At 70.8% G+C, this 24,629-nt stretch carries 3 protein-coding genes; all 3 read right to left on the minus strand.

Annotated elements, in window-relative coordinates; genetic code table 11:
- Positions 1-8 precede the first annotated feature (8 nt).
- From LR394_RS09230 to LR394_RS09240, 3 genes are read right to left on the minus strand one after another with little or no spacing between them, the layout of a single operon-like run.
- Positions 9-1,241 (minus strand): enoyl-CoA hydratase/isomerase family protein, encoded by a 1,233-nt coding sequence (locus LR394_RS09230; protein ID WP_231440256.1) that lies wholly within the window; start codon positions 1,239-1,241, stop codon positions 9-11.
- The gene (locus LR394_RS09235) at positions 1,238-1,462 is read right to left on the minus strand and encodes an MbtH family protein (protein WP_231440257.1); all 225 of its coding nucleotides are present in this window, start codon (positions 1,460-1,462) and stop codon (positions 1,238-1,240) included. Before LR394_RS09235 ends, LR394_RS09230 begins: the two co-directional genes overlap by 4 nt.
- Positions 1,459-24,573, minus strand: a complete 23,115-nt coding sequence (locus tag LR394_RS09240; RefSeq protein WP_231440258.1) for a non-ribosomal peptide synthase/polyketide synthase — start codon at positions 24,571-24,573, stop codon at positions 1,459-1,461. Before LR394_RS09240 ends, LR394_RS09235 begins: the two co-directional genes overlap by 4 nt.
- Between the last annotated feature and the right edge of the window lie 56 nt (positions 24,574-24,629).

Below are 24,629 nucleotides of genomic sequence, written 5' to 3' on the forward strand. Positions count from 1 at the left end.
TGTGATGTCTAAGCCGGTTTGGCTGCGCGCCGGGAGATCCAGGTACGCTCCAGTGTGGTGATCAGGTCCGGTGAGACCAGCCGCCGGCTCTGTTCCACCGCGTAGTCGGCCAGGTAGGCACGGAACACCGCCGCGGGCTCCTCGTGCTGGTGCAGCACGCGCCGGTTGGCGGGAACGGCCGGGTCGGCCAACCGCTCAGCCGCCGAAACAACAGCGGCGTCCATGTTCTCGGCCCGGACCACGTCGTCGCAGAACCACTGCCCGTCCGGCGAACTCGCGTCGATCCGGCGGTCGGCGAAGATGCACTGCCGGGCGATCCGCCCGCCCGCCACCCGTGGCAGCCGCAGGTTGGCCAGACCGGGGATGATGCCCTCGCGCAGCGCCGGAAGCGTGAAATAGGCTCCCTCCTCGGCAATCACCCGATCGAACACCAGCGCGATCTGTGCCCCGCCGCCGATCGCGAAACTGTCCACCGCAGCCACCCAGGGCTTCTCGATCGGGGTCGGCGCCCAGGACTGCCCGGACGTGCTCAGCCCACGGTAGATCTTGTTGATGTAGCCCAGCTCGCGGGCCATGAAGAAGCCGTTGAACGTGATCTCGCCCTGGTACAGCGCCGTCAGGTTGATACCGGCGCTGAACACCCGGCGCCCGGCGTAGCGGGGGTGGCTCATCACGCCGCCCCGCATCACGCCGACCTGCACCGAATCGTCCAGCAGCACCAGGTCCACGGCCACTTCCAGCGCTGCGACCAGCCGGTCGTCCTCGGCGTTGAGGGCGGAGGTGTTGGCCACCGTCACCTCGCCGACGTCGCCGTTGCGGTGTACCTGGACGATGCCCAGGTCGACCTGGCCGGTGCTGCGGAAGCCGGGCAGCAACGACAGGGCCCGTGTCGTAGGGCGCCGCATCGCCTCGGTCAGATGAGCACCCGGACCGGCCAGCCGCAGCAGTGAGCCGAAGAAGATGCCGTGATCCGCTTCGAGGCCCTTCTTCTCGGCCTGCGGCAGCGAATACTCCTGCTCCAGCTCGTCCTTGGCCGGGACCAGGCCGGGCAGCAGCTCGGCTGCCTGCGCGGTGAGCTCGTCCACCCGCAGGAACTCCCGGCCGTTGTCCGTGAGCTCGGCGTACACCTGCTCGGCGTACTCGGCCAGGAAGCGGTGGCGCAGCAGCCGGGCCTCGGCCTGATCCTGCCCGATCAGCGCATCGATCAGCTTGCGGCCGGCCTCGACGTACCCGGCGCTCACGGCGTCTTCACCTGCGCGTCCATCCGCTCGATCAGGCTCTTCGGGCGCAGGTCGGTCCAGGTGGCCTCGACGTGGTCCAGGCACTCCTGCCGAGGCGCCGCCCCGAAGGCGATCCGCCAGCCCTGGGGCACGTCGACGAAGACCGGCCACAGCGAGTGCTGGTTCTCGTCGTTGACCAGGACGTAGTACTGGCCTTCGGGGTCCTCGAACGGGTTGCTCACTGCGTTTCCTCCATTGTGTTGCGGGAAATCTCGGCGCCGATCCGGGCGAGCGCCGCGGGTTCGGTGACGTTGTGGTGGGTGGTGTCCAGGCGGTGCCGGACGAGAGGGCCGCTGACGTAGGGCCGCCAGTGCTCGATGCCCGGGCCTTCGTCACCGCGCCCGCGGTCGGCGGTGAAGAGCAGCGCCGAACCGTCGAACACGCTGGGCCGGAAGGCTTTCATCAGCTCGGTGTGGTGCCCGAGCACTGCGCGCCAGGGCACGTTCTGACCGCTGATCCAGGCCCGCAGCTGCTCGGGCATCTCGGCGTCGCCGTAGAGCGCCCTCTCGTCCACCGAACCGGGCGGGAAAGCGTCCACAATTGCCAGCAGTTCGACCTGCGAGCCACTTTCGCGCAACTGGACGGCCATTTCGTGCGCGACCAGCCCGCCGAACGACCACCCCAGCAGGTGGTACGGGCCGGATGGCTGCACCTCGCGCAGCTGGGTGACGTAGTCCCTGGCCATCTCGCTGATCGAGGCCGGTATCCGGTCGATCTCGCGAAGTCCGCGGGCCTGCAACGCATACAGCGGACGATCGGGCAGGACCGGCAGCAGCCCCGCGTACGGCCAGCCCACCCCGGTATGCGGGTGCACACAGAACAAGGGGGGACGCTCGCCCTCCACGCGCAGAGGCAGCAGCGGCACGAGTGGGTCGCCCACCGCATCGAGCGACGTGAGCTGGGCCAGGGCTGCCGGTGTGGAGTGCTCGAACAAGGCCCGGATACCGATTTCTGCGCCGAGAACCGTTCGGGCGCGGGCGATCAGGCGCAGAGCGAGCAGGGAGTGGCCGCCCAGGTCGAAGAAGCTCTGGTCGGCGCCGACCGGTCCGAGCTCCAGGACCTCGGCGAAAAGGTCGCACCAGGCTTGTTCCTGCGGGGTGGCGGCGGCCCGCCCGTGCGTGGTCTCCGTCTCGGGGGTGGGCAGGGCCGCGCGGTCCAGCTTGCCGTTGCGGGTGAGCGGCATCTCGTCCAGCTCGACCAGGGCCGCCGGCACCATGACCTCAGGCAGCAGGGTCCGGCAGTACTGCCTGAGGTCGGCCGCCGGACGGTTCAGCACCAGATAGGCGGTCAGCGTCGAGTTGATCACCAGGACCGAGGCCTGCTCGACGGCGGGGTGGCGCAGCAGAACGCCTTCGATCTCGCCGAGCTCGATCCGCACGCCGCGCACCTTGACCTGGTCATCGGCCCGGCCCAGGTACTCCAGGGCGCCGTCCGGACGTCGGCGGGCCTGGTCGCCCGTGCGGTACATCCGTGCGCCAGGAGCTCCGAACGGGTCGGCGACGAAGCGAGCGGACGTCAGGGCGGGCTGGGCGGGGTACCCCCGGGACAGCTGGTCCCCGGCCAGGTAAACCTCGCCCGGGACGCCGTCGGGCACCGGCCGCAGCGCGCCGTCCAGGAGATAGGTGGCGGTGTTGGGGACGGGGCGGCCGATCGGCACAACCGTCTCCCCCGGTACGTGACGCCAATGAGAGACGTCGATGGCCGCCTCGGTGGGGCCGTACAGGTTGTAGAGGGGAACGTTCAGAGTCCGGTCGAGTCGCGCGGCCACCTCGGGGCCGAGCGCCTCCCCGCTGCAGATCACCCGGCGCAGAGAGGTGATCTGCCCGGCCGCCGGCTCGTTCAGGAACACCGCGAGCATCGACGGGACGAAGTGCACGGTGCTGACCTGTTCGGCCTGGATCAGTGCGGCCAGGTAGTCGGGCTGCAGGTGGCCGTCGGGGCGGGCGATGACGATGGCCGCGCCGGTGGTGAGTGGCCAGAGCAGTTCCCAGACCGACACGTCGAAGCTGATCGGGGTCTTGTGCAGCACCCGGTCGCCGGTGTCCAGGCCGAACTCCTGCTGCATGCCCGCGATCCGCGAGCTGATCGCGTGATGCGGCACCACCACCCCCTTGGGACGGCCGGTGGAGCCCGACGTGAAGATCAGGTAGGCCGCCTGCTGCTGGTGCACCGGCTCCGGCTTCAGCTCGCGGCCGGTGCTCTCGGGCAGCGAGGTGATGACGTGGACGGGGTCGGCCTCGGCCAGCAGCCCGGCGATGCGCTCGGCCGGCTGGTCCGGGTCGATCGGTACGTAGACCGCGCCGGCCCGCAGCACCGCGTGCACCGCGATCAGCAGCCCGGCCCCGCGCCGCAGCTGGACCGCGACCCGCTGCTCCGGCCCGGCGCCGAGTTCACGCAACTGCGCGGCCAGGTCGCCGACGCGCCGCTCGAACTCGGCGTAGGTCAGGCGCTGGTTGCCGTCGACGATGGCCAGGGCTTCGGGGGTACGGGCTGCTTGCTGAGCCACCTGGTGTGCGAGGGACATCTCGGGAACCGCTGCGTGAGCGCCGATCGCCGCGGCCAGGGCGCGGTCCCGTTCGTCGGCCGCCAGCGGATCCACGCAAGCCACCGGTTGGTCCGGGTCGGTGGCCAGCCGGTTCAGCACGCTCAGGAGTTCGCAGGTCAGGCTCGAGGCCAGGGCGGCGCCGACCACGTCCGGCCGGTAGCCCAGCCGCAGCGAGATCTGCTGACGCGGCAGCACGATCAGGCTGACCGGGTAGTGCGTACCTTCCCGGCCCTGAACGCCGCTGATCTGCAGGTCGCCACCGGCCGAAGCCGTGGCCGGGTCGAGGGGGTAGTTCTCGAAGACCAGCAGCGTGTCGAACAGTTCGGGGTGACCGGCCGCACGCAGCAGTTCGGTCAGGCCCAGGTGGTGGTACTCCGACAGCGCCACCTGAGCCCGTTGCAGGCTGGCCAGCACCTGGTTCAGCGAGGCCGTGGGGTCGAGGGTGACCCGGACCGGGATGGTGTTGATGAACAGGCCCACGATGGATTCGACCCCCGGCACCTCGGCCGGCCGTCCGGAGACGGTGGCGCCGAACACCACATCGCTGCGACCGGTACGCCGTCCCAGCACCAGAGCCCAGGCCAGCTGCAGCACGGTGTTGACGGTGACCCCGGCCGTGCGCGCTACCTGACGCAGGCGCTCCGACGTCTGGGCCGGCACATCCGCGGCCAGGTACTCCTGCTCCTGCGCAGTGCCGGTGGACGAAGCCAGCAGGGTCGGCCCGTCCACCCCGTCCAGGTTGGCGGCCCAGGCCTGCTGCGCAGCCCGACGATCTTGCCGCGCCAGCCAGGTCAGGTGCTCGCGGTAGGGCACGGCCGCCGGCAACGTGCGTCCGGTATGAAGGGCCAACAACTCACGGACGAGGACGGGCATCGACCAGCCGTCCACCAGGATGTGGTGCGGGGTCACCACCAGGCGATGCCGGTCGTCGGCCAGCCGCGCCAGCAGAAGACGCAGCAGTGGGGGTTCCGCCGGGTCGAATCGGGCTGCTCGCTCCTGCCCGGTGAGAGCCTCGAGTTGCTGTTCGGCATTGGCCTCACCGCGCAGATCGGCCGTTCGCCAGGCCAGTTCGGGCTTTCGCAGCACCACCTGCACCGGTGTTCCGGCCTCGGTGTCGATGAACCCCGAGCGCAGGCTGGGGTGCCGCTGCAACAGCGTGTTCCAGGCCTCGCGCAGAACGTGCTCGTCCAGCGGGCCGGTCAGCTCCAGCGACAGGCCAGAGGTGTAGACGTCGGTGGTGCTGCGGTCGTCGCGGGCGTGGAAGAGCAGGCCCTCCTGCAACGGGCCGAGCGGCAGTACGTCCTCCAGGTCCGGGTACCGCTGTTCGAGCGCCTCCACGTCCGCCGGGGTCAGCTCGACCAGGGGGAAGTCGCTCGGGGTACGCCCGCCCTGCGGCTGGGTGGCCAGGGCTTCCAGGGTCGTGAGCCAGCGTGTGGCCGCCTGCTGCACCTCGTCGTGCGTGAGGAAACGCCGGTCCCAGGTCCAGGTGGCGGTGAGCCGGCCGTCCTCGGCGGTGACCGCGTTGATGCTCAGCGGGTAGCCGGGCTCCTGGTGCTGCGAGGGCACGACCGGGCTCGGAAGCCGTTTCCAGGAGCCGATGTTCTGCTCGGCCCGCACCCGGCCGAGGTAGTTGAACGACGCTCGCGCCGAGGGCAGTCCGGCGGCCTGCGGGTGCGCCTGGCGCAGCAGTCCGTAGCCCAGGCCGTGGCCCGGGATCGTGCGCAGATGGTCCTTGACCAGCCGGACTGCCTGGACCGGATCGGTTTCGCCCACCGGCAGGCGCACCGGGTGGATCGAGGTGAACCAGCCCACCGTCCGGGTCAGATCCACGTCGTCGAAGTCATCGGTGTGCCGGCCGTGGCTCTCGCGATCGACCAGCGCGCCGACCTCGTCCCAGCCGCGGAAGGCAACGGCCAGCGCGCCGAGCAACAGTTCGTCCGGGCCCGCAGCGACGCTGGTCAGCAGGTGCTCCGTCGAACGCGCATCCAGCGAAACCGTGACGCTGCCGGACCCACTCGCGTCGATCGTCCTCTGTTCTGCAGCCCTTTCCCCCAGAAGATCGCTCCAGAAAGCCAGTTCGTCGGCAGCCTGTGCACGTTCGTGCAGCAGCGCGGTCCAGCGTCGCAGTGATGTGGTGGCGAGGAGGGACCGGTTCCCCTGCCAGGCCTCGTACAGGTCCGGTACCAGGATCCGCCAGGAAACCCCGTCGATGGCCAGGTGGTGGACCACGATCAGCAACTGCCCGGCGTCGAACCAGACCACCTGCAGCAGGCGGCCTTCGGCCGGATCGAGCTGCGCTACAGCGGCTTCCGCGTCGTCCTGGCGGAAATCACCGGCCACCCGGCGAACGCAGTCCTCGGCCCGGACCGAGCCCGGTGCCGAGATCACCGGCAGCTCACCGGCCCACGACAGCCGCAGCGCGTCGTGATGATCCAGCACGGTCTGCACGGCGCCGATCAGTGCCTGCTCACCCAGGTCCGGCCCGACCTCCAGGAGCAGCGACTGATGCAGATCGTTCGTCAGTCTCCCGCGCCGACGCAGATCGGCCATGACCGGTGTCGGGTACAACTCGCCGGTGCCGTCGTCGTGCGGGGCGCCGTTCGGCTCCTCCTGGACAACCGTGGCCAAGGCGGCCGGCGTCTGGTGATGGAAGACGTCCTTGGGCGCGAACCGCAGTCCGGCTCGCCGGGCGCGGCTCACCAGCTGGATCGACATGATGCTGTCGCCGCCGAGCGCGAAGAATCCGTCGTCCGGGCCCACGCGTTCCACGCCCAGCACATCGGCGTACAAGTCGCAGAGCAGCTTTTCGCCGGCAGTCCGGGCTTCTCCCCCAGCCCCGGTCGCGGAGGCCGGTTCGGGGTCGGGCAGGGCGCGGCGGTCCAGCTTGCCGTTGCTGGTCACGGGCATCACGGCCAGTTCGACCAGGCGCCCGGGCACCATGTAGTCCGGTAGTTCGGCGGCCAGCTGGTTCAGCACCGCTGCTTCGTCCAGCACGTGCCCGGGCTCGGTGACCACGTAGCCCACGAGATGCTTGGCGCCGGTGGCGGTCTGCTTCGCCTCGACCGCCGCGTCCACGATCCCGTCACACGCCGCGATGGCCGAGCCGACCTCGTCCAGCTCGATCCGGAAGCCACGGATCTTCACCTGGTGGTCCGCCCGCCCCAGGAACTCGATCGCTCCCTCGTCGCTCCAGCGGGCCAGGTCGCCAGTGCGGTACATCCTTTCGCCCGGCGTGAGCGCGTACGGATCGGCGCTGAACCGCTCGGCCGTGATGCCGGGTGCCTGCAGGTATCCGCGGGCCAGAGCATCTCCGGCGATGTACAGGTCGCCCGAGACCCCGGGCGGGGTGGGGCGCAGGCGGTGGTCCAGCACGTACGCTCGCATGCCGTCCCGGCCTCGGCCGATCGGGACGTTCGCCGGGACGGCCGACGCCTCGTCCATCGGGTACTGGGTGGCGAACAGGGTGATCTCGGTCGGGCCGTAGATGTCGCTCACTCGCGTGCCCGGGCAGTGCGTCAGGACCCGGCGCACGGCTGCCGCGGGCACCACGTCACCGCCGGTCAGTACCTCGCGCACGCCGTTCAGGCAGGCCGGGTCCTCTTCGGCCACGACCCGGAACAGTCCGGCGGTGAGCAGGATTTCAGTCAGGCCGTGGTCCGAGACCAGGCGGCTGATGGTGGCCACGTCGAGGTCTCCGGGCGGGGCGATGACGATCTGCCCGCCCAGCAGCAGCGGCCGCCAGACCTCGTACGTGGAGGGGTCGAAGCCGTACGGGGCATGCAGCAGCACCCGTTCGTCGTTGCCCCGCGGATAGCGCTGATCGGTGGCCAGGCTGACCACCCCTCGGTGGGAGATGAGCACGCCCTTGGGCACCCCGGTCGAGCCTGAGGTGAACATGACGTAGGCCGCGTCGTCCGGAACGCTCGGGACCAGCGGGGCTTCGTCGGCCGTCGCGTCGTCCATCAGCAGTGTGTGCTCGGTGCCCAGTCGCGCCGATGCACCCGGGGCGTGTCGCTCGTCCACCAGTGCGACCCGAACCTGCGCCTGGGCCAACTGAACCTGGACGCGGGCGTCCGGAAGCCGGTCCTCCACCGGCACGTACGCGGCGCCGGCCTTCAGGACCGCCAACTCGGCCACCACCACGTGCGCCGAGCGATCCAGCGCCAGGGCCACGAAGTCGCCGCGCTTCACCCCGGCCCGGTTCAGGCGCTGGGCCAGGGCATTCGCCCGCCGGTCGAGCTCCTGGTAGGTGAGCCGGCCGCCGTCCCAGCGCACGGCCACGGCCTGCGGCTGCTGGGTGACCTGCCGGGCGAACAGGTCGGTCACCGACGCGTCCGTGCGGGGAGAGGTGCCGGAGTTCCATTCGGTGAGGATGCGGTGTTTTTCTGGTGCAGGTAGGGCATCGATCGCGGTGAACGGGCGGCGGGGGTCGGCGGCCAGTTCTTTCAGGGTATGGACGAGTCGCTCACCCAGGCTGGTGACGCGGGCTTCGGTGAGGGCTCGCGGGTTGTGGCGGAGCCGGAACTCATAGCTGCCGGCGGTGGGGATCACGGCAACGGCGAGCGGGTAGTGCGTGGCGTCGCGGATCACGGCGTGGCCCAGGGTGGGGCCCTCGGCCGTGCTGGGCAGGGCCTCGATCGGGTAGTTCTCGAAGACGAGCAGGGTGTCGAACAGCTCGGGATGACCAGACAGACGAGTGATCTCGCCAGGGCCGAGATGGTGGTGCGCGCTGAGTTCGGACTGCCGGTGCTGGAGCCGGGTGAGGATGTCGAGGGCGTCCGCCGGCTCGTCGAGCTGGACCCGGACCGGGACGGTGTTGATGAACAGGCCGATCATCGACTCGGATCCGGGCACGTCTTCCGGGCGGCCGGAGACGGTCGCGCCGAAGGTGACGTCGTCCCGGCCGGTCATCCGGGCCAGCACTACCGCCAGCGCGCCCTGCATCAGGGTGTTCATGGTCAGGCCGGTGCTACGGGCGAGATCCTTGAGCTGGTCGGTGATGTCGGCCGGCACGGCGGTGACGACCGTTCCGGCTTCCTTGGCCGGCGGCGCTCCGGGAGCCAGCAGCGTGGGCTCGTCCAGGGTGCTCAGCTCTTCCTGCCAGGCCTCTCGGGCGGCCTGCCGGTCGCGCTCGGCCAGCCGGGCCAGATGGTCGCGGTACGGCGCCGGGGCCGGTAGGGCGCGGCCCGCGTAGAGCTCGAACAGTTCGCGTGCGAGTAGGCCGATCGACCAGCCGTCGAGCAGGATGTGGTGGTGGGTGAAGATCAGGTGGTGGCGCTGCGGGCCGGCCGCGATCAGGAGCAGACGGAGCAGCGGCGGCCGGGAAAGGTCGAACTTCTCGGCCTGTTCCGTGGCCGCGAGCTGGTCGATCTGCTCCTGCGTGGCCTCGGGCAGGGTGGTTTCCCGCCACGGGAGCACCGGGTGGCCGAGCACGACCTGCACCGGCTGATCGGTTTCCTGGTGGGCGAACCCGGCCCGCAGGCTGGGGTGGCGCCGTAGCAGCATCTCCCAGGCCTGTTTCAGCGCCGCCGGGTTCAGCGGGCCGTCCAGGCGCAGCTCCACCTGCGAGGTGTACACGTCAGCGGACTGCTCGTCGTACAGCGCGTGGAACAGCAGCCCGTCCTGCAGCGGGGCCAGGGGCCAGACGTCCTCGATCTGCGGGTAGGCCGCTTCCAGGCGCTCGACGTCTTCCTGGGTGGTCGTGACCAGGGGGAAGTCGGACGGGGTGTGGCCGCCCTCGTCGGTTCGCTGGAGCTGGTGCAGGGCCTCGGCCCAGCGGTCGGCGATCTCGCGGAGTTCGCTTTCGGTGTAGTGGCTTTGGTCGGCGGTCCAGTTCGCGGTGAGAGTCTCGCCGGTGACGATCACGCCCAGCGCGAGGACGTGGGTGAGTGGCACGTCGGCACCCATGCCGGGAGCGTGGGGGTTGGGGACCATGTGCCAGGCACCGGCGCTACCGGCTGCTGTGGCCCGGCCCAGGTAGTTGAAACTGATCTCGGGGATGGGCAGTTCAACGCCCTTGAGGTGGCGCAGCAGCCCGTAGCCGAGACCGTCGCCGGGCACCGCGCTGCGGGATTCCTTGACCAGCTTGACCGCGGCGGCCGGGCCGTGGCCGGTAGTGAGCGGCAGGCGGACGGGGTGTGTGGCGGTGAACCAGCCCATTGTGCTGGTGAGGTCGGTTCCGGGGAGCTCGGCCCGGCCGTGAGTTTCCAGTTCCACCAGGGCTTCGCGGTTCAGGGCGACGGCCAGCGCGCCGAGCAGGAGGTCGTCGACTCCGGTGTGGAAGCGGGCCGGGATGCGGTCGAGCAGGTCACCGGCGGGGATGTCGAGGCGATGGCGGACGGCCGGGCCTCGGGGTGCCTGCGCCGGGCCGGTTCCCAGGGCCTGCCAGTACTCCACTTCGCCGGCCACTTGGGGAGAATCAGCGAGCTCGGCCAGGTGCCGGTTCCAGCCGCGCAGCGAGGTTGCGACCGGGGCCAACTCGATCGCCCGGCCCTCGGTTGCCGCCTGCCAGGCTTCGTACAGGTCCGGCACCAGGATGCGCCAGGACACGCCGTCCACCGCCAGGTGGTGCACGAGAAGCAGCAGACGGCCCGGTTCGGTGCCCGCGTCGAACCAGATCACGCGCAGCACATCGCCGTTTTCCGGGTCGAGCGCAGCCGCCGCCGCTTCGCCCTCGGCCGCTAGAGCCTGATCCAGGGTGCTGGGGCTCACCGGCACCCGACGGAGCAGGAGTTGACCGGGCTGGACGGGTCGGGCCTGCGTCGGCTGCTCCGGCCCGGCTGGTTCGCCGCTCTGGCCTTTTCCGACCGGTTCACCGTTCTGCCCTTCCCGGGCCGGCTCACCGCTCTGCCCTTCCCCGGCCAGCTCACCGCTCTGTCCTCCCCCGGCCGGTTCGCTGCTCTTGCCCCCACCGGCCGGTTCGCTGCTCTTGCCTCCCCCGGCCAGTTCGCTGCTCTTGCCCCCACCGGCCGGTTCGCTGTTCTGGCCTCCCCCTGCCGGTTCGCGCTTCTGGTCTTCAGTGGCCCAAGTGGAACCCGCAGCCCGGATCTCCAGGCGCTGGCCGGCCCGGTCGAGCCTTAGCCGGAGGGCGTCGTGCCGCTCGACCACGGCCTGCACCGCAGCCCTCAGCGGTTCCTCCCCCAGCCCGGCCGGCACCGCCAGCAGGACCGACTGGTGGAAGCGGTCCGTCAGCACACCGCGGGCGGTCAGGTCTTTCATCACCGGGGTGAACGGGGCGAAGCCCACCCCGTCCTCAGGTGAGGCGGCCTCGTCCCCCGTCAGCTCTTCGCAGACCACCGCGAGCTCGGCCACCGTGGGGTAGCGGAACACGTCGCGCGTGGTGAACGTCAGGCCGGCCCGGCGAGCCCGGCTGACCAGCTGGATGGACATGATGCTGTCGCCCCCGAGAGCGAAGAACCCGTCCTCCGGAGCCACCTGCTCGACCCCCAGCACGTGGGCGAACAGCTCGCACAGCTGCTCTTCGCGTGGGGTGCGCGGCGCGCGCCCGGCGCTCGTCGTGACCGCGGCGGGCGCGGGCAAGGCCCGGCGGTCGACCTTTCCGAGTGGGGTCAGTGGGAGCACCGGCAGGGCCATCAGCACTGACGGAACCAGGTGAGTCGGGATCGAGGCGAGCAGCTGTGTCCGTAGCTGTTCCGGGTCGAAAGCAGTTGCCTCGCTGGGCACCACGTACCCCACCAGCCGCTGCTCGCGGGCCACGACGACTGCGTCCGCCACCTCCTCGCGGGCGGTCAGCAGGGCCTCCACCTCGGCCAGTTCGATGCGGTGGCCGCGGATCTTCACCTGGTCGTCGGTCCGGCCCAGGAACTCCAGCAGGCCTTCCCCGGTCCAGCGAGCGTGGTCGCCGGTGCGGTACATCCGGCTTCCGGGCGGACCGTACGGGTCGGGGACGAAGCGTTCCGCGGTGACGGTGGCCGTGGTGTACCCCCGCGCCAGCTGCGGGCCGGCCAGGTAGAGCTCGCCGCGGACCCCCGGAGGCACGGGCCGTAGATCGCGGCCCAGGACGTGGACGCGGGCGTCCGGCACGGGGCTGCCGATTGGGACAACATCGGGGACGTCGTCCGGGGTGGTCATTTCGTAGTACGTGACGAAGACCGTGGCCTCGGTCGGCCCGTAGGCGTCGGCGACAGCCAAGTGGGGGACGTGGGTCAGCGCCCGTCGTACGGCGGCGGCCGAGACGATGTCCCCACCGGTCAGGACCATCCGGAGACCGTTCAGGCAGTCGGGGTCCTCTTCGGCGAGCACACGGAAGAGGCCGGCCGTGAACAGCGCGGTGGTGGCGCCGTGCTTGCCCACCGCGTGGCGGACCAGGGCGGCACCGGGCTCGCCCGGGGGCGCAATGACGATCTCGCCGCCGGTCAGCAGCGGTGCCCAGACCTCGAACGTGGCCGGGTCACCGCCGGGACCGGACTGCAGCAGCACCCGCTCCACGTCGTCATCCGCAATACCCCAGCGACGCTGGGTGCAGATCGCGACCACGCCGCTCTGGGTGACTTCGACCCCCTTGGGCACGCCGGTCGATCCCGAGGTGAACATGACGTAGGCAAGGTCATCGGGATGGGCATGCGGCGCCGGAGGTTCCGCCGCACCGGAGAACGCGCCTACGGTCACGATGGTGGCGTGGAGCGAGTTCTCCGGCGTGTCAGTCACCAGCGCCGCCGTGCCCTCCAGCATCAGCCGCGCCCGGGAATCCGGCAGACGCTCGTCGACCGGCACGTAGGCCGCGCCCGCCTTCAGCACAGCCAGCAGCGCGACCACGTACTCCACCGACCGCGGCACCCTCACGCCCACGCGATCGCCTGGCCGCACTCCGAGCGCTGCCAGGCGATGAGCCAGCTCGTTCCCCCGGGCATCCAGGTCGGCGTAGGTCAGCGTGCCGAAGTCGCCGCGCAAGGCCACCTCGTCACCCCGCTGAAGCACCTGCTGCGCGAAGGTCTCGGTGATCCCCGCCGGGGTGCGGCCAGAGTCCTCCCCGGTGCTGGCCAGCAGCACCAGGTCCGCCTCAGCCGGGGTCAGCGCCTCGACCGGCCGGTTCTCGACCACGGCCGCCAGCACGCGCACCAGCAGGTCGGCGATCTCCTGCACCCGGGCCGACGTCAGCGCCGCCGGGTCGTGGGCGAACCTCAACGTCAGGTCGCCGCCCCGGTCCGAAGCGATCAGTGCCAGGGGGTAGTGGGTGGCCTCGCGGAAGGTGACGCCGGTGACGGCCACGCCGGGCTGCGGCGAGGGTAGGTCAGCGGCCACGGGGTAGTTCTGGAACACCAGCAGCGTGTCGAACAGTTCGCTCTGCCCGGCCGCGCGGTGCACATCAGACAGGCCGAGGTGGTGGTGCGGCAGCAGCGCGGACTGGGCCTGCTGCAGATCCTTCAGCAGATCAACGGGTACAACGTGCTCTGGCACCGGCACCCGGACCGGGACGGTGTTGATGAACAGCCCGATCATGTCTTCGGCCCCGGTCAGATCGGCCGGGCGCCCCGACACCGCCGCACCGAACGTCACGTCGCCCCGGCCGGTGAGCCGGGCCAGCACCAGCGCCCAGGCCCCCTGCAGCACGGTGTTCACGGTCAGGCCGTTCCCCCGGGCCCAGGCGATCAACCGGCGTCCCAGCCCCGCCGGTACCGCCTGCTCATGCATGCTCGGTTCCCCAGCGGCAGCAGAGGCGCCGGGCCCGGCCAGGAGTGTCGGCCCGTCCACCCCGTGCAGACGCTCCGCCCAGGCCGCGACAGCGGCTTCCCGGTCCTGCTTTTCGAGCCAGGCCAGGTGATGGCGATAAGGGACGGGCGCGGCGGGGGTAGCACCGGACCACACGGTGAGCAGCTCGCGGGCCAGGAGAGCCATGGACCAGCCGTCGAGAAGGATGTGGTGGTGGGTGATCACCATGCGGTAGCGCTGGTCGGCGAGGCGCAGCAGAGTCACCCGGATCAGCGGGGGCTGGGTCAGGTCAAAGCCCCGGGCCCGGTCCTGCAGCACGAAGTCCTCAGCGCGCGCCAGTTCCTCGGCCTGACCAGGCGTTGCCCTGAGGTCCAGTTCCTGCCAGCCCACGCCCAGCCCCGGCAGGACCACCTGCACGGGACGATCCACCAGGTCGTGCGGCACCGCCACCCGCAACGTGGCGTGCCGCTCCAGCACCTGGTCGAAGGCCGAGCGCAGCCGGGCCCCGTCGACCGGGCCGTCCAGATCGACCAGCAACTGCGGCGTGTACGGGTCCGACGTCTCGTGCAGAGCGTGGAACAGCAGGCCTTCCTGCAACCGGGACAGCGGCAGCGCCTCGGCGAATCCCGGATACCGCGCCTCGATCCGCGCTACCGATTCCCCGTCCAGACCGGGGGCCTTCTGCTCCTCGGCCACCCCGCGCAGCGCCGCCACCCACAGCCCGGCCAGTTCGCCGACCTCGTCCTCGGTCAGGATCTGCCCGGCGAAGGTCAGTGTCGCCGTGAGCCTCTCGTCCACCGCCAACGCCGTGATATTCACGACGTAGGGCAGCGCAGCCTGCGGCGACGTACCCGCACCGGTCCCCTGGACCGTCCAGCCGTCCAGCCCGCCACCGGCCGTCACCTTGCCCAGATAGTTCATCGCGATCTCGGCCTTGGGAAGAGCCGCGAGAAGGGCGGTGGTCTGGGGGTTCACGTAACGCAGCAGACCGAACCCGGTGCCGTCGCCCGGAACCTGGGCCCGATGCTCGCGTACCTGCCGCACCGCCTCGACAGCGTCGCCCGTAGCCGGCAGACGCAGCGGATGAACAGCGGTGAACCAGCCGACTGTGCGGGAAAGATCCCCCGGACCATCGACCGAACGCCCGTGGATCTCCCGGTCGATCAGGGCCGCACCGCCCCGCCAGTGATGCAGCGCCACCGCCAAGGTACCGAGCAGCGTGTCGTCCGGATCGGAAACGTGCGGCAGATCGACGGTGACGCTCCGGGCGGTGGAAACGACATCGATGGACGGGTCAAGGGCCCGGCTTCCGATCCGGGCACCGGGTGCCCCCAGTTCCTCCGCCCACCAGGTGAGTTCCTCCAGCAGGGCCGGATCCTGGGCGTGCTCGCCGAGCTGGTGGCTCCAGGTCCGCAGTGAGGTTGCGACCGGCGCCAGCTGGGCGCGCTGCCCCTGGAGCGCCGCCTGATACGCCTCCCGCAGATCCGGCAGGAGGATGCGCCAGGAGACGCCGTCAACACTCAGGTGATGAGCCACCACGAGCATCCGGTCGGGAAGCAGGGCGACCTGCAGCATGCGCCCGGCCGACGGATCCAGCCGGGCGAGCGCCTGTTCCAGTCCCGCGGTGTCCGAGTTCTCCTCGAAGACGCAGTCTTCGGCGCGCACGCTCCCGGCCGCCGTCACCTCGAGCGCCCACAGCAGGCCACCGGCACTGCGAGTCAGCTTGAGCCGCAGCGCATCATGCCGGTCCAGCAGCGCCTGCACCGCGGCCGTCACCGCCGACCGGTCCAGGCCGGACGGCACGTCGAGCGTGACCGACTGATAGAAACCCTCAACCGCGCCCGGCCGCTCCCGCAGGCGATGCACGATCGGCGTGAGCGCCACCGGCCCCACGCCGTCATCGAGCGGCTCCACCACAGCAACGTCCTGACCAACGATCGAGGCCAGCGAAGCCACCGTCTGATGATCGAAGATGTCGCGCGGACCGATCGTCAGACCGGCCCGACGGGCCCGCCCGGCCAGCTGAATGGCCATGATGCTGTCGCCGCCCAGGGCGAAGAACCCCTCATCGGCGCCGACCCGCTCCAGCCCCAGCGTCTCGGCGAAAAGGCCGGCCAGCTGCTCTTCCACCGCGCCCTGCACGGCCCGGCCACCCGTCGGCCGATCAGCGAAGGACGGCTCCGGCAGGGCCTTCCGGTCGACCTTTCCGTTGGCGGTCAGCGGCATCTGCGGTACCGAGATCACCGTGGTCGGCACCAGATGCGCCGGCAGATCCTCGGCCAGCCGCTCCCGAACCCCGTGCGCCGGTCCGACGACATACGCCACCAGATGCCGAGCGCCCTCGCCGGTGGTGTGGGCCAGGACCAGGGCCCGGCTGATGCCCGGCAGCGCCAGCATCGCGGCTTCGATCTCGGCCGGTTCGATCCGCACGCCATGCACCTTGATCTGCTGATCGGTGCGCCCGCGGAACTCCAGACGCCCGTCGCTCCCCCAGCGCACCAGGTCGCCGGTGCGGTACATCCGCGCACCGGGTGCGCCGAACGGGCAGGCGACGAAGCGATCGGCGGTGAGCCCGGCAGCGCCGAAATAGCCGCGCGCGAGCTGTGATCCGGCGAGGTAGAGCTCTCCTGTGACGCCCACACCGACCGGGCGCAGCGCGGCGTCCAGCACGTAGACCTGGGTGCCGGCGACCGGCTTCCCGATCGGCACCAGGTCACCAGCGTCGCGGACATCCGGTTCCTGGGTGACGTCGATGGTCGCCTCGGTCGGGCCGTACAGGTGGTGCAACATGGCCGGGAGCGTGGAACTCACCTGCTGGGCCAGGTCTCCGCTGAGGGACTCGCCACCGCAGAACACCCGTCGCAGGCCGGTGCAGCCGGCGGCGGACGGTTCTTCGATGAAGGCCCGCAGCATCGAGGGGACGAAGTGCACGGTGGTGACGCCGGCGGTGCGGATGAGATCGGCCAGGTAGTCCGGTTCGCGGTGGCCGCCCGGGCGGGCCAGCACGATCGCGGCGCCGGTGGTCAAGGGCCAGAACAGTTCCCAGACCGAGACGTCGAAACCGGTCGGCGTCTTGTGCAGGATCCGGTCCGAGGCGTCCAGGGCGTAATCGCGCTGCATGCCCGCGATCCGCAGGGCCAGCGCCGCGTGCGGCACCACCACACCCTTGGGGCGCCCGGTCGATCCGGAGGTGAACAGGACGTAGGCCGCCTGCTCGGGTTCGATCGCGGGAACGTCCAGGTCCCGCCCGCCGGAGACCACTCCGGCGACGAAGTCAGGGTCGATGGTGAAGGTCGGTGCCGCATCGCTCAGGAGCAGATCGATGCGGTCCTGCGGATAGTCCGGATCGACCGGAACATACGCAGCGCCGGTCATCAGGACCGCCAGCACCGCAGCCACCAGATCCGCCGAACGGGGCAGCACGATCGCGACCCGGTCCTCCGCCCCGACTCCCCGGCCGCGCAGCGCCTCGGCCAGATCCGCGACGCGGGCGGCCAGTTCACGGTAGGTCCAGCTGTCCGGCCCCTCCACCAGGGCCACTGCAGCAGGCGTCGAAGCAGCCTGCCGCGCGAAGGCATGAGGAATCAGCGGTGTTTCAAAATCAACCCGCGCTGAGTTGAACTCACCGACCACGGCGCGTCGCTCGTCCTCTGCTAGAAGCTCTACCGCATGCAGCCGGACCTCGGGTTCCCGCACCAAGGCCGTGAGCAGCAGCACCCAACTGTCCAGGAAGCGCCGGACGGTGCTCTCGTCGAACATGTCGGCGCGGTACTGCGCCCGCACTTGAATGCCCTCGGCGCCGCCGTCGGCGCTGCGTCGTTCCAGGGCGTTGAGTGAGAGGTCGAAGCGGGCGCCGGGAACGCTGGTGGGCAGCAGTTCGGTCTCGAGGCCGTCGAGAGTCACCTCGTCGGCGGTGAGCTCGGGCTGACCGGCCAGCAGGATCTGGAACAGCGGCGTGCGGTTCAGCGACCGGGTCACGCCGAGTTCGTCGACCAGTCGATCGAACGGAAGATGCTGATGGGCATAGGCTTCCAGGTCGCTCGAGCGGATCCGGTCCAGCAGGTCGCCGAGCGTGGGGTCGCCGGCGGTGCTGGTCCGCAGGACGAGGGTGTTCAGGAAGCAGCCGACCAGGTTCTCCAGCGCCGGGTCGGTGCGGCCGGCCGAGACCGTGCCGATCGGGATGTCGGTGCCCGCGCCAAGGCGGGTGAGCAGCGCGGCGAGGGCGGTGTGCAGCGTCATGAAGACCGTGGCGCCGTGCCGGCGGGCGGTCCGGCCGAGTTCGTCCTGCAGCCAGGCCGGCAGGTCCAGGTGAACGGTGCCGGCCGTCGAACTGCTGTCCGGGCGCGGACGGTCGGCGGGCAGGGTGACCTCGTCCGGAAGGTTCTGAAGGCGCTTGCGCCAGTAGCCCAGTTCGTCGCCGGTAGCCAGGTGTTCGGCGTGCCAGAGGGCATAGTCGGCGTACCGCACGGGCAGCGGCGCCCACGTCGGTGCGAGACCGGCGCGGCGCTGGGCGTAGGCGTGGGCGAGGTCGGCGGCCAGCGGGCGTAATGACCAGCCGTCCGCCGCGATGTGATGCAGCGTCAGCGACAGGACGTGCTCGTCCGGTCCTTCAGTGAGAAGTTCTGCCCTCAGCGGGGAATCGCTGGAAAGGTCGAACCGGCCGGCCTGCCGATCCCGCGTCAGCCTCGGGAGGGCGGACAGCCGCTGGTAGGGGGTGCCGTCATGCTCGGGGTACGTGGTCCGGAGCACCTCGTGCCGTTGCGCCACGTCCTGCAGCGCCGAGCGCAGGGCCTCGATGTCGATCGGGCCGCGCAGCCGCACCGCCAGCGGAATGTGGTAGGCGGCAGCCGATTCCTCGTCCGGGGCCAGCTGGTCCAGGACCCAGAACCGGCGTTGCGGGGCGGACAGCGCCAGGGGCTCGGGCAGCGTCGCGTAGCGGGTCAGCGAAACGGTGGCAGGAGCGGTGTTCTGGTCCAGGCGGGCCGACAGGGCGGCCGGGGTGGGGTGGGTGAACACCTCCGCGATCGGGACCTCGATGCCCAGTTCGGCGCGGATCCGCCCGACCAGCCGGGTGGCCAGCAGCGAATGCCCGCCCACGTCGAAGAAGCTGGCGTCCGGGTCCATCGTGGGCACGCCGAGCAGATCGGCGAAGATCGCGCAGACCCTCGCTTCGGTCGGCGTTTGCGGATCCCGGCCGGCCAGTCCTTCGAGGGCCGGTTCGGGCAGGGCCTGGCGGTTGATCTTGCCGTTGGGGGTGAGCGGGAGCGCGTCCAGCACCATCACCGCCGACGGGACGAACACGGCCGGAAGCTGCTCAGCCACGGCCTCCCGCAACGCCGCCGCATCGATCGTCTGACCAACCACGTAGGCGATCAGCCGGTCGCCGTGCGCGGCCACGGCGGCCGCCGACACTTCCGGCCGAGCGGTCAGAACCAGTTCCACCTCGCGCGGCTCGATCCGCTGCCCGCGCACCTTGACCTGGTTGTCGGCCCGGCCCCGGTAGTGCAGCAGCCCGGCCTCGTCCAGGGCAGCCAGGTCACCCGTGCGGTACATCCGAGCACCGGCCGGACCGTAAGGGTCTGCCACGAAACGCTCGGCCGTGGCTCCCGGCCGGCCCGCATAGCCCCGCGTGATGCCCGGGCCGGCCAGATACAGCTCGCCGGTCACCCCGAGCGGGGCCGGCCGCAGCCGGTGGTCCAGAACCCGGGCCGAGGTGTTCAGGCGGGGCCGACCGATCGGCAGTGCGGTGCCGGGGTAGTCGTCCACCGGGAAGTACGTGGCCGTCATGGTCGCCTCGGTCGGACCGTACTGGTTCAGCACCCGCGGACCACCCAGCGCCTGGATCGAGGCCAGATGCCCCCGGGTCAGGGCCTCACCGCAGGTCATCACCAGTCGCAGCGCCGGCGAGTCCGACGTCCGCTCCGCCGCATCACCCAGCGCCGCCAGCATCGAGGGCACGGCCGACAGCAGCACCGTGACCTGGTGGCGGTGCATCGCCCGCACCAGGGCCACCGGATCCCGCGCCTCGTCCGGGCCGACCATGACCACCGTTCCGCCCGCGGCCAGCGTGCCCAGAAGGTCGCGCACCGAAGGGTCGAACGAGATCGACGCCAGGTTCAGCACCACATCGCCGGCCCGCAGCCCGGCCGGGCCGCACAAGTGAGCCAGGTAGTCCGTCACACCGCGGTGCGGGACCACCACACCCTTGGGCCGGCCGGTCGATCCAGACGTGAAAATGACGTAGGCCGGATGATCCGGATGCAGGTCCGGGTCGAGATCCACCTCCGGGCCGTCCAAGGCAGCGTCCTCGAGCACCAGTAACGGCTGGGCGTCCTCGAGCATGGCCTGCACCCGTTCCGCCGGATACCCCGGATCGACCGGAACATACGCAGCGCCGGTCTTCAGCACCGCCAGCAGAGCCGTCACCAGAGCGGCCGAACGCGGCATCGACACCGCGATCCGCACCTCCGGGCCCGCCCCACGCGCAGCCAGCCGCCGGGCCAGGAGCGAAGCCTGAGCATCCAGTTCCGCGTAGGTCAGCACCTCGTCGCCGAACACCACCGCAGGAACATCCGCACATTCCGCGGCCCGCTGCCCGATCAACGCGGGCAGGCTCAGCCGGGGTACCTCGAGCACCGGCCCGGCCCACGCCCCCAGCACCTGCTCCCGCTCACCCGGCGCCAGAACCCCGTGCCGGGCCACCACCCGGTCCAGCCCGTCCGCACACTCAGCCAGCACCGCCGCCAGCCGATCCAGCACCCGCTGCGCAGCGTCGGCCGTCAACCCACCCGTGTGATACCCGAGTTCCAGCCGCAACCGCTCCCCCGGCGTCACCGCCAGCCGCAGCGCATAGTGGGTCGTCACCGAACCGCTGATCGTCCCGGGCCGCACTCCATCCGCAGCCGCAGCAACCTCCTCCGGGCGCACCGGCAGGTTCAGGAACACCACCGCAGTGTCGGCCAGCACCGGATAACCGCTCTGGAGAACGATTTCGGCCGGTCCCAGATGCTGATGCCCGGCCAGCTCGGCCTGTTCGGACTGCAACCGCTCCAGCGTACGGACGAACGGTTCCCCGGCCCTCATCCGGACGCGCACCGGCGCGGTGGTCAGGAACAGACCCACCATCTGCTCGGCCCCGGCCACCTCGGCCGGACGGCCGGCGCTCGGCGCGTCGAACACCACGTCATCACGGCCCAGCATGGCTCCCAGCAGCACCGCCCAGGCACCCTGGAGCACCGTGTTCATGGTCAGGCCGTGCTGACGGGCCTGCGCCGCCAGACGCGTCGTCACCGCAGCCGGCAGTTCCCGTTCGACCGAAGCTCCCGCCCCCTCGGCCGCGGCCGTCAGCGTCGGCTCCGCGCCGGCCAACGCCTCCCTCCAGGCCGTCACCGCCGAGGCCCGGTCCTGCCCGGCCAGCCACTGCAGATGCGTCCGCAGCGAAGGAGCAGGCTGGCTCACGGATGCCGCATCGTCGTACAAGGCCAGCAGTTCCGCCAGCAGCAGCGGCTGCGACCAGCCGTCGAACAGCAGGTGATGGAAGGCCACCACCAGAACCTGCTGCTGCGCGGAGATTTTCACCAGAGCGGCCCGGATCAGCGGCGCTCGCCGAACGTCGAATCCGGCGGCCAGCTGATCGGCGGCGATCCGGTCCAGGTCGCCGCCCTCGTATTCCTGCCAGGCATCCGGTACCTCGGCCAGGATGGCTTGGACCGGTCCCTGAGCGGTATCCGGAACGAACACCGCCCGTAGGGCTTCGTGCCGTTTCAGCAAGGCCCGCCATGCCTGCCGTAGCCGGTTCTCGTTCACCGGTCCCCGGAGTTCTACCCGGGCCTGAACGACGTAACGCCCTTCCCCCCGCAGCGACTCGACCAGAATACCTTCCTGCACCGGGGTCAGCGGAAGGATCTCGTCCACCCGCCCGAACCTGTGCTCGATGCGGGCGATCTCGTCATCAGCAAGCGCAGGAAGCTCCACCGCGGCCGCGAACCCTGCGACCGGCCGGGCCAACTCGCCCAGTTCGGCAACCGTCGGATGCGCGAACACGTCCCGAACGGTCAGCGCCAGTCCTTGCCGATGCGCGGCCGCGACCAGTCGCATCGCCAGCACGCTGTCCCCGCCGACGGCGAAGAAGCTGTCGTCGATGCCCACGCTCGGCACACCGAGAAGGTCGGCGAACAAGGAGCACAGGACGCGTTCGGTCTCGGTGCGCGGCGGGCGGGCGGTGGAGGTGGCGGCGAAGTCCGGAGCCGGCAGCGCGGCCCGGTCCAGCTTGCCGTTGCGGGTGGTGGGCAAGGCGTCAACGGTGACGAACGCGGCCGGGACCATGGCCTCCGGCAGCGACTTCTCGGCGGCCGCCCGCAGTTCTTCCACGGCTGCAGCGTCGTCGAGAACAGCATAGGCAGCCAGGTATTTGCGCCCGGGCTGATCCTCGCGCACGGTGACCGCCACGGCCCGTACCCCCGGTTGCGCGGCCAGCACAGCCTGCACCTCGCCGAGCTCGATCCGCACGCCCCGGATCTTGACCTGGTCGTCGGTGCGGCCGAGGTACTCCAGCGCACCGTCGCTGCGCCAGCGGGCCAGGTCTCCGGTCCGGTACATCCGGCTTCCGGCCGGGCCGTGCGGATTGGCGACGAACCGCTCGGCCGTCGACGTCGGAGCGTCGCGGTAGCCCCGCGCCAACTGGGCTCCGGCCAGGTACAGCTCACCGGTCAGGCCCGGCGGCACCGGGTTCAGAGCGGCATCCAGAACATACGTTTGGACGTTCGCCACGGGACGGCCGATCGGCACCGGTCCATCGGTGCTCGGGTCGAACCGCCATTGGGTGACGTCGATCGCGGCCTCGGTGGGCCCGTAGAGATTGAACAGGGGCACGCCGATGGTCCGCTGGAACCGCTGCGCCACATCACCGGGCAGCGCCTCGCCGCTGCAGATCACCCGGCGCAGAGCACCTCTCGTGACCGTCGGCTCGTCCAGGAACACGCGCAGCATCGAGGGCACGAAGTGGGTCGTGGTGATGGCACGAACGCTGATCAGCTCGGCCAGGTAGGCCGGGTCGCGGTGTCCCCCGGGTTCGGCCACCACCACCGTCGCGCCCACGGTGAGCGGCCACAGCAGTTCCCAGACCGAGACGTCGAAGCCGATCGGGGTCTTGTGCAGAATCCGGTCGGTGCTGTCCAAACCGAAATCCCGCTGCATTCCGGCAATCCGGTTGGCGATGGCGCGGTGCTCGACCACCACGCCCTTGGGTTTGCCGGTGGATCCGGACGTGTGGATCAGGTAGGCCGCCTGCTGCGCCGGTACCGGTTCCAGCTCGAACTCGGCGATCGGCAGTGGCTGGTCGATCCGGAGCCCGTCGATGCCGGTGCCCGACATGGTCAGCACCAGGGTCGGCGCCGCCTGCTCCAGCAGCTGGGCCACCCGGTCGGCGGGCTGTTCGGTGTCCACCGGCACGTACACCGCGGCGGCCCGCAGCACGGCGTGCACGGCAACCAGCAGGTGCGCCGAGCGGGGCATCGCCACGGCGACACGGTCTTCGGCCTGTACCCCGGACGAGCGCAGCAGCGACGCCAAAGCCGCTACCTTCCTGGAGAACTCGGCGTAGGTCAGCTGCTCGTCGCCGTATTCAACGGCCACCGCCTGAGGGGTCGTGCGAGCTTGTGCCTCGACCAGTGCGGGCACCGTGTCCTGCGCCAGGTCAGCGGCTGTGTCGTTCCAGGTGCTCAGGACCTGCTCGCGTTCGCCGGGCGCCAGCACCTCGACCTCGGACAGTGGTACCTGGTGCAGGCTTTCATCGGTGGCCAAGGCGTTCAGGAAGGCCAGGAACCGGTCGCGGTGGGCATCCAGCTGCTCGTCCGTGTACAGACCCGAGTTCGCCACGAAGCCCACCCGCAGCGGCTCCTTGCGCCCGGGACGTCCTCCGTAGCAGTTGATCACCAGGTCGGCGACCCAGCCGTTGCTCAGGTTGTGCATGGCCGCCGAGGCGCCGGCGAACCTGACGTCGTAGTCGAACGGCATGATGTTGCAGATCGGGCCGTGCAGGTGGCCTTTGGCCGGATCCAGGCCCAGGTCGCGGATGATGTCGTCCAGCCGGTACCGCTGGTGGCGCACCGCCTCCTTCATCGCCCCGACGGTCTCGCCGACCAGATCGGCGAAGCTGCTGCCCTCCGGAATCCGTACCCGCAACGGCACCACGTTCGCGGTCATCGCCGGAATCGTCCGGGCCGCCGGATCGACCCGGGCCGCCACCGGGAAGCCGAGCACGATGTCCCGCTCACCGGTGAGCCGGTGCAAGTAGGCCGCCGTCACCGCCGCGAACGTGGCCGGCCAGCTCCCCCGCGCGGCGCGCGCGGCCTTCTTCAGCCCAGCCTCGATCACCAGATCGAGGCTCTCCATCCGCCGCAGCGGCGGATGAGTGGCCCGGGTGACCGTTCCGGCCAGGGCAACCGGGGCAGGACACTCGGCCAGTTGCCGCGTCCAGTAGTCCCTGTCGGCAACGAAATCCGCCGAAGCCCGGTAGGCCGCATCCTCGGCCACCACGTCCGCCAGCCGCCCCGGCGCCCCGGCCCCGACGTCCTTACCTTCGGCCAGCGCCTCGTAGAGCGCCGCGATCCGCCCGACCATCATCGCCGCGCCCAGCGCGTCCAGCACCACATGGTGAATGCTCAGGTACAGCCAACGCCGATCGTCGGCGATCCGCAGCAGCGCGGTGGTGTGATACGGCCGATCGTCCAGGCTGCGCGGGCGATTCAGGTCCGCCCGCATCCACGCCGCGGCCTCCGCCTCCGGATCCGCCGCCGTCCGGAGATCCAGTTGCGGCAGCTGCCACCCGGCCGGCTCCTCGATCCACTGCCGCAGCCGCTCCCCCTCGTGCCCCACCCGGGCCTGCACCGCGTCGACCTCGCCGATCGCCTGCCGCATGGCGCGTTCCAGCCGGTCCGCGTCCAAAGCGCCGACCACGTCGATGTACAGGGCGATCACGTGCGCGCGGTCGTCGTCCAGCTGCTGGCTGAACCACATGCCGGCCTGCGCCGAGGTCAGCGGGAGCGAGGCGGAATCGGAGAGGGCGCGGTTCTCGGGCATTCCGACATGCTCGGGAACCGAGGAAAACCCGAATGATCAGGAACATGAAGCCCGAA

The sequence above is a fragment of the Kineosporia babensis genome (assembly GCF_021129305.1).
Taxonomy (GTDB): Bacteria; Actinomycetota; Actinomycetes; order Actinomycetales; family Kineosporiaceae; genus Kineosporia; species Kineosporia babensis.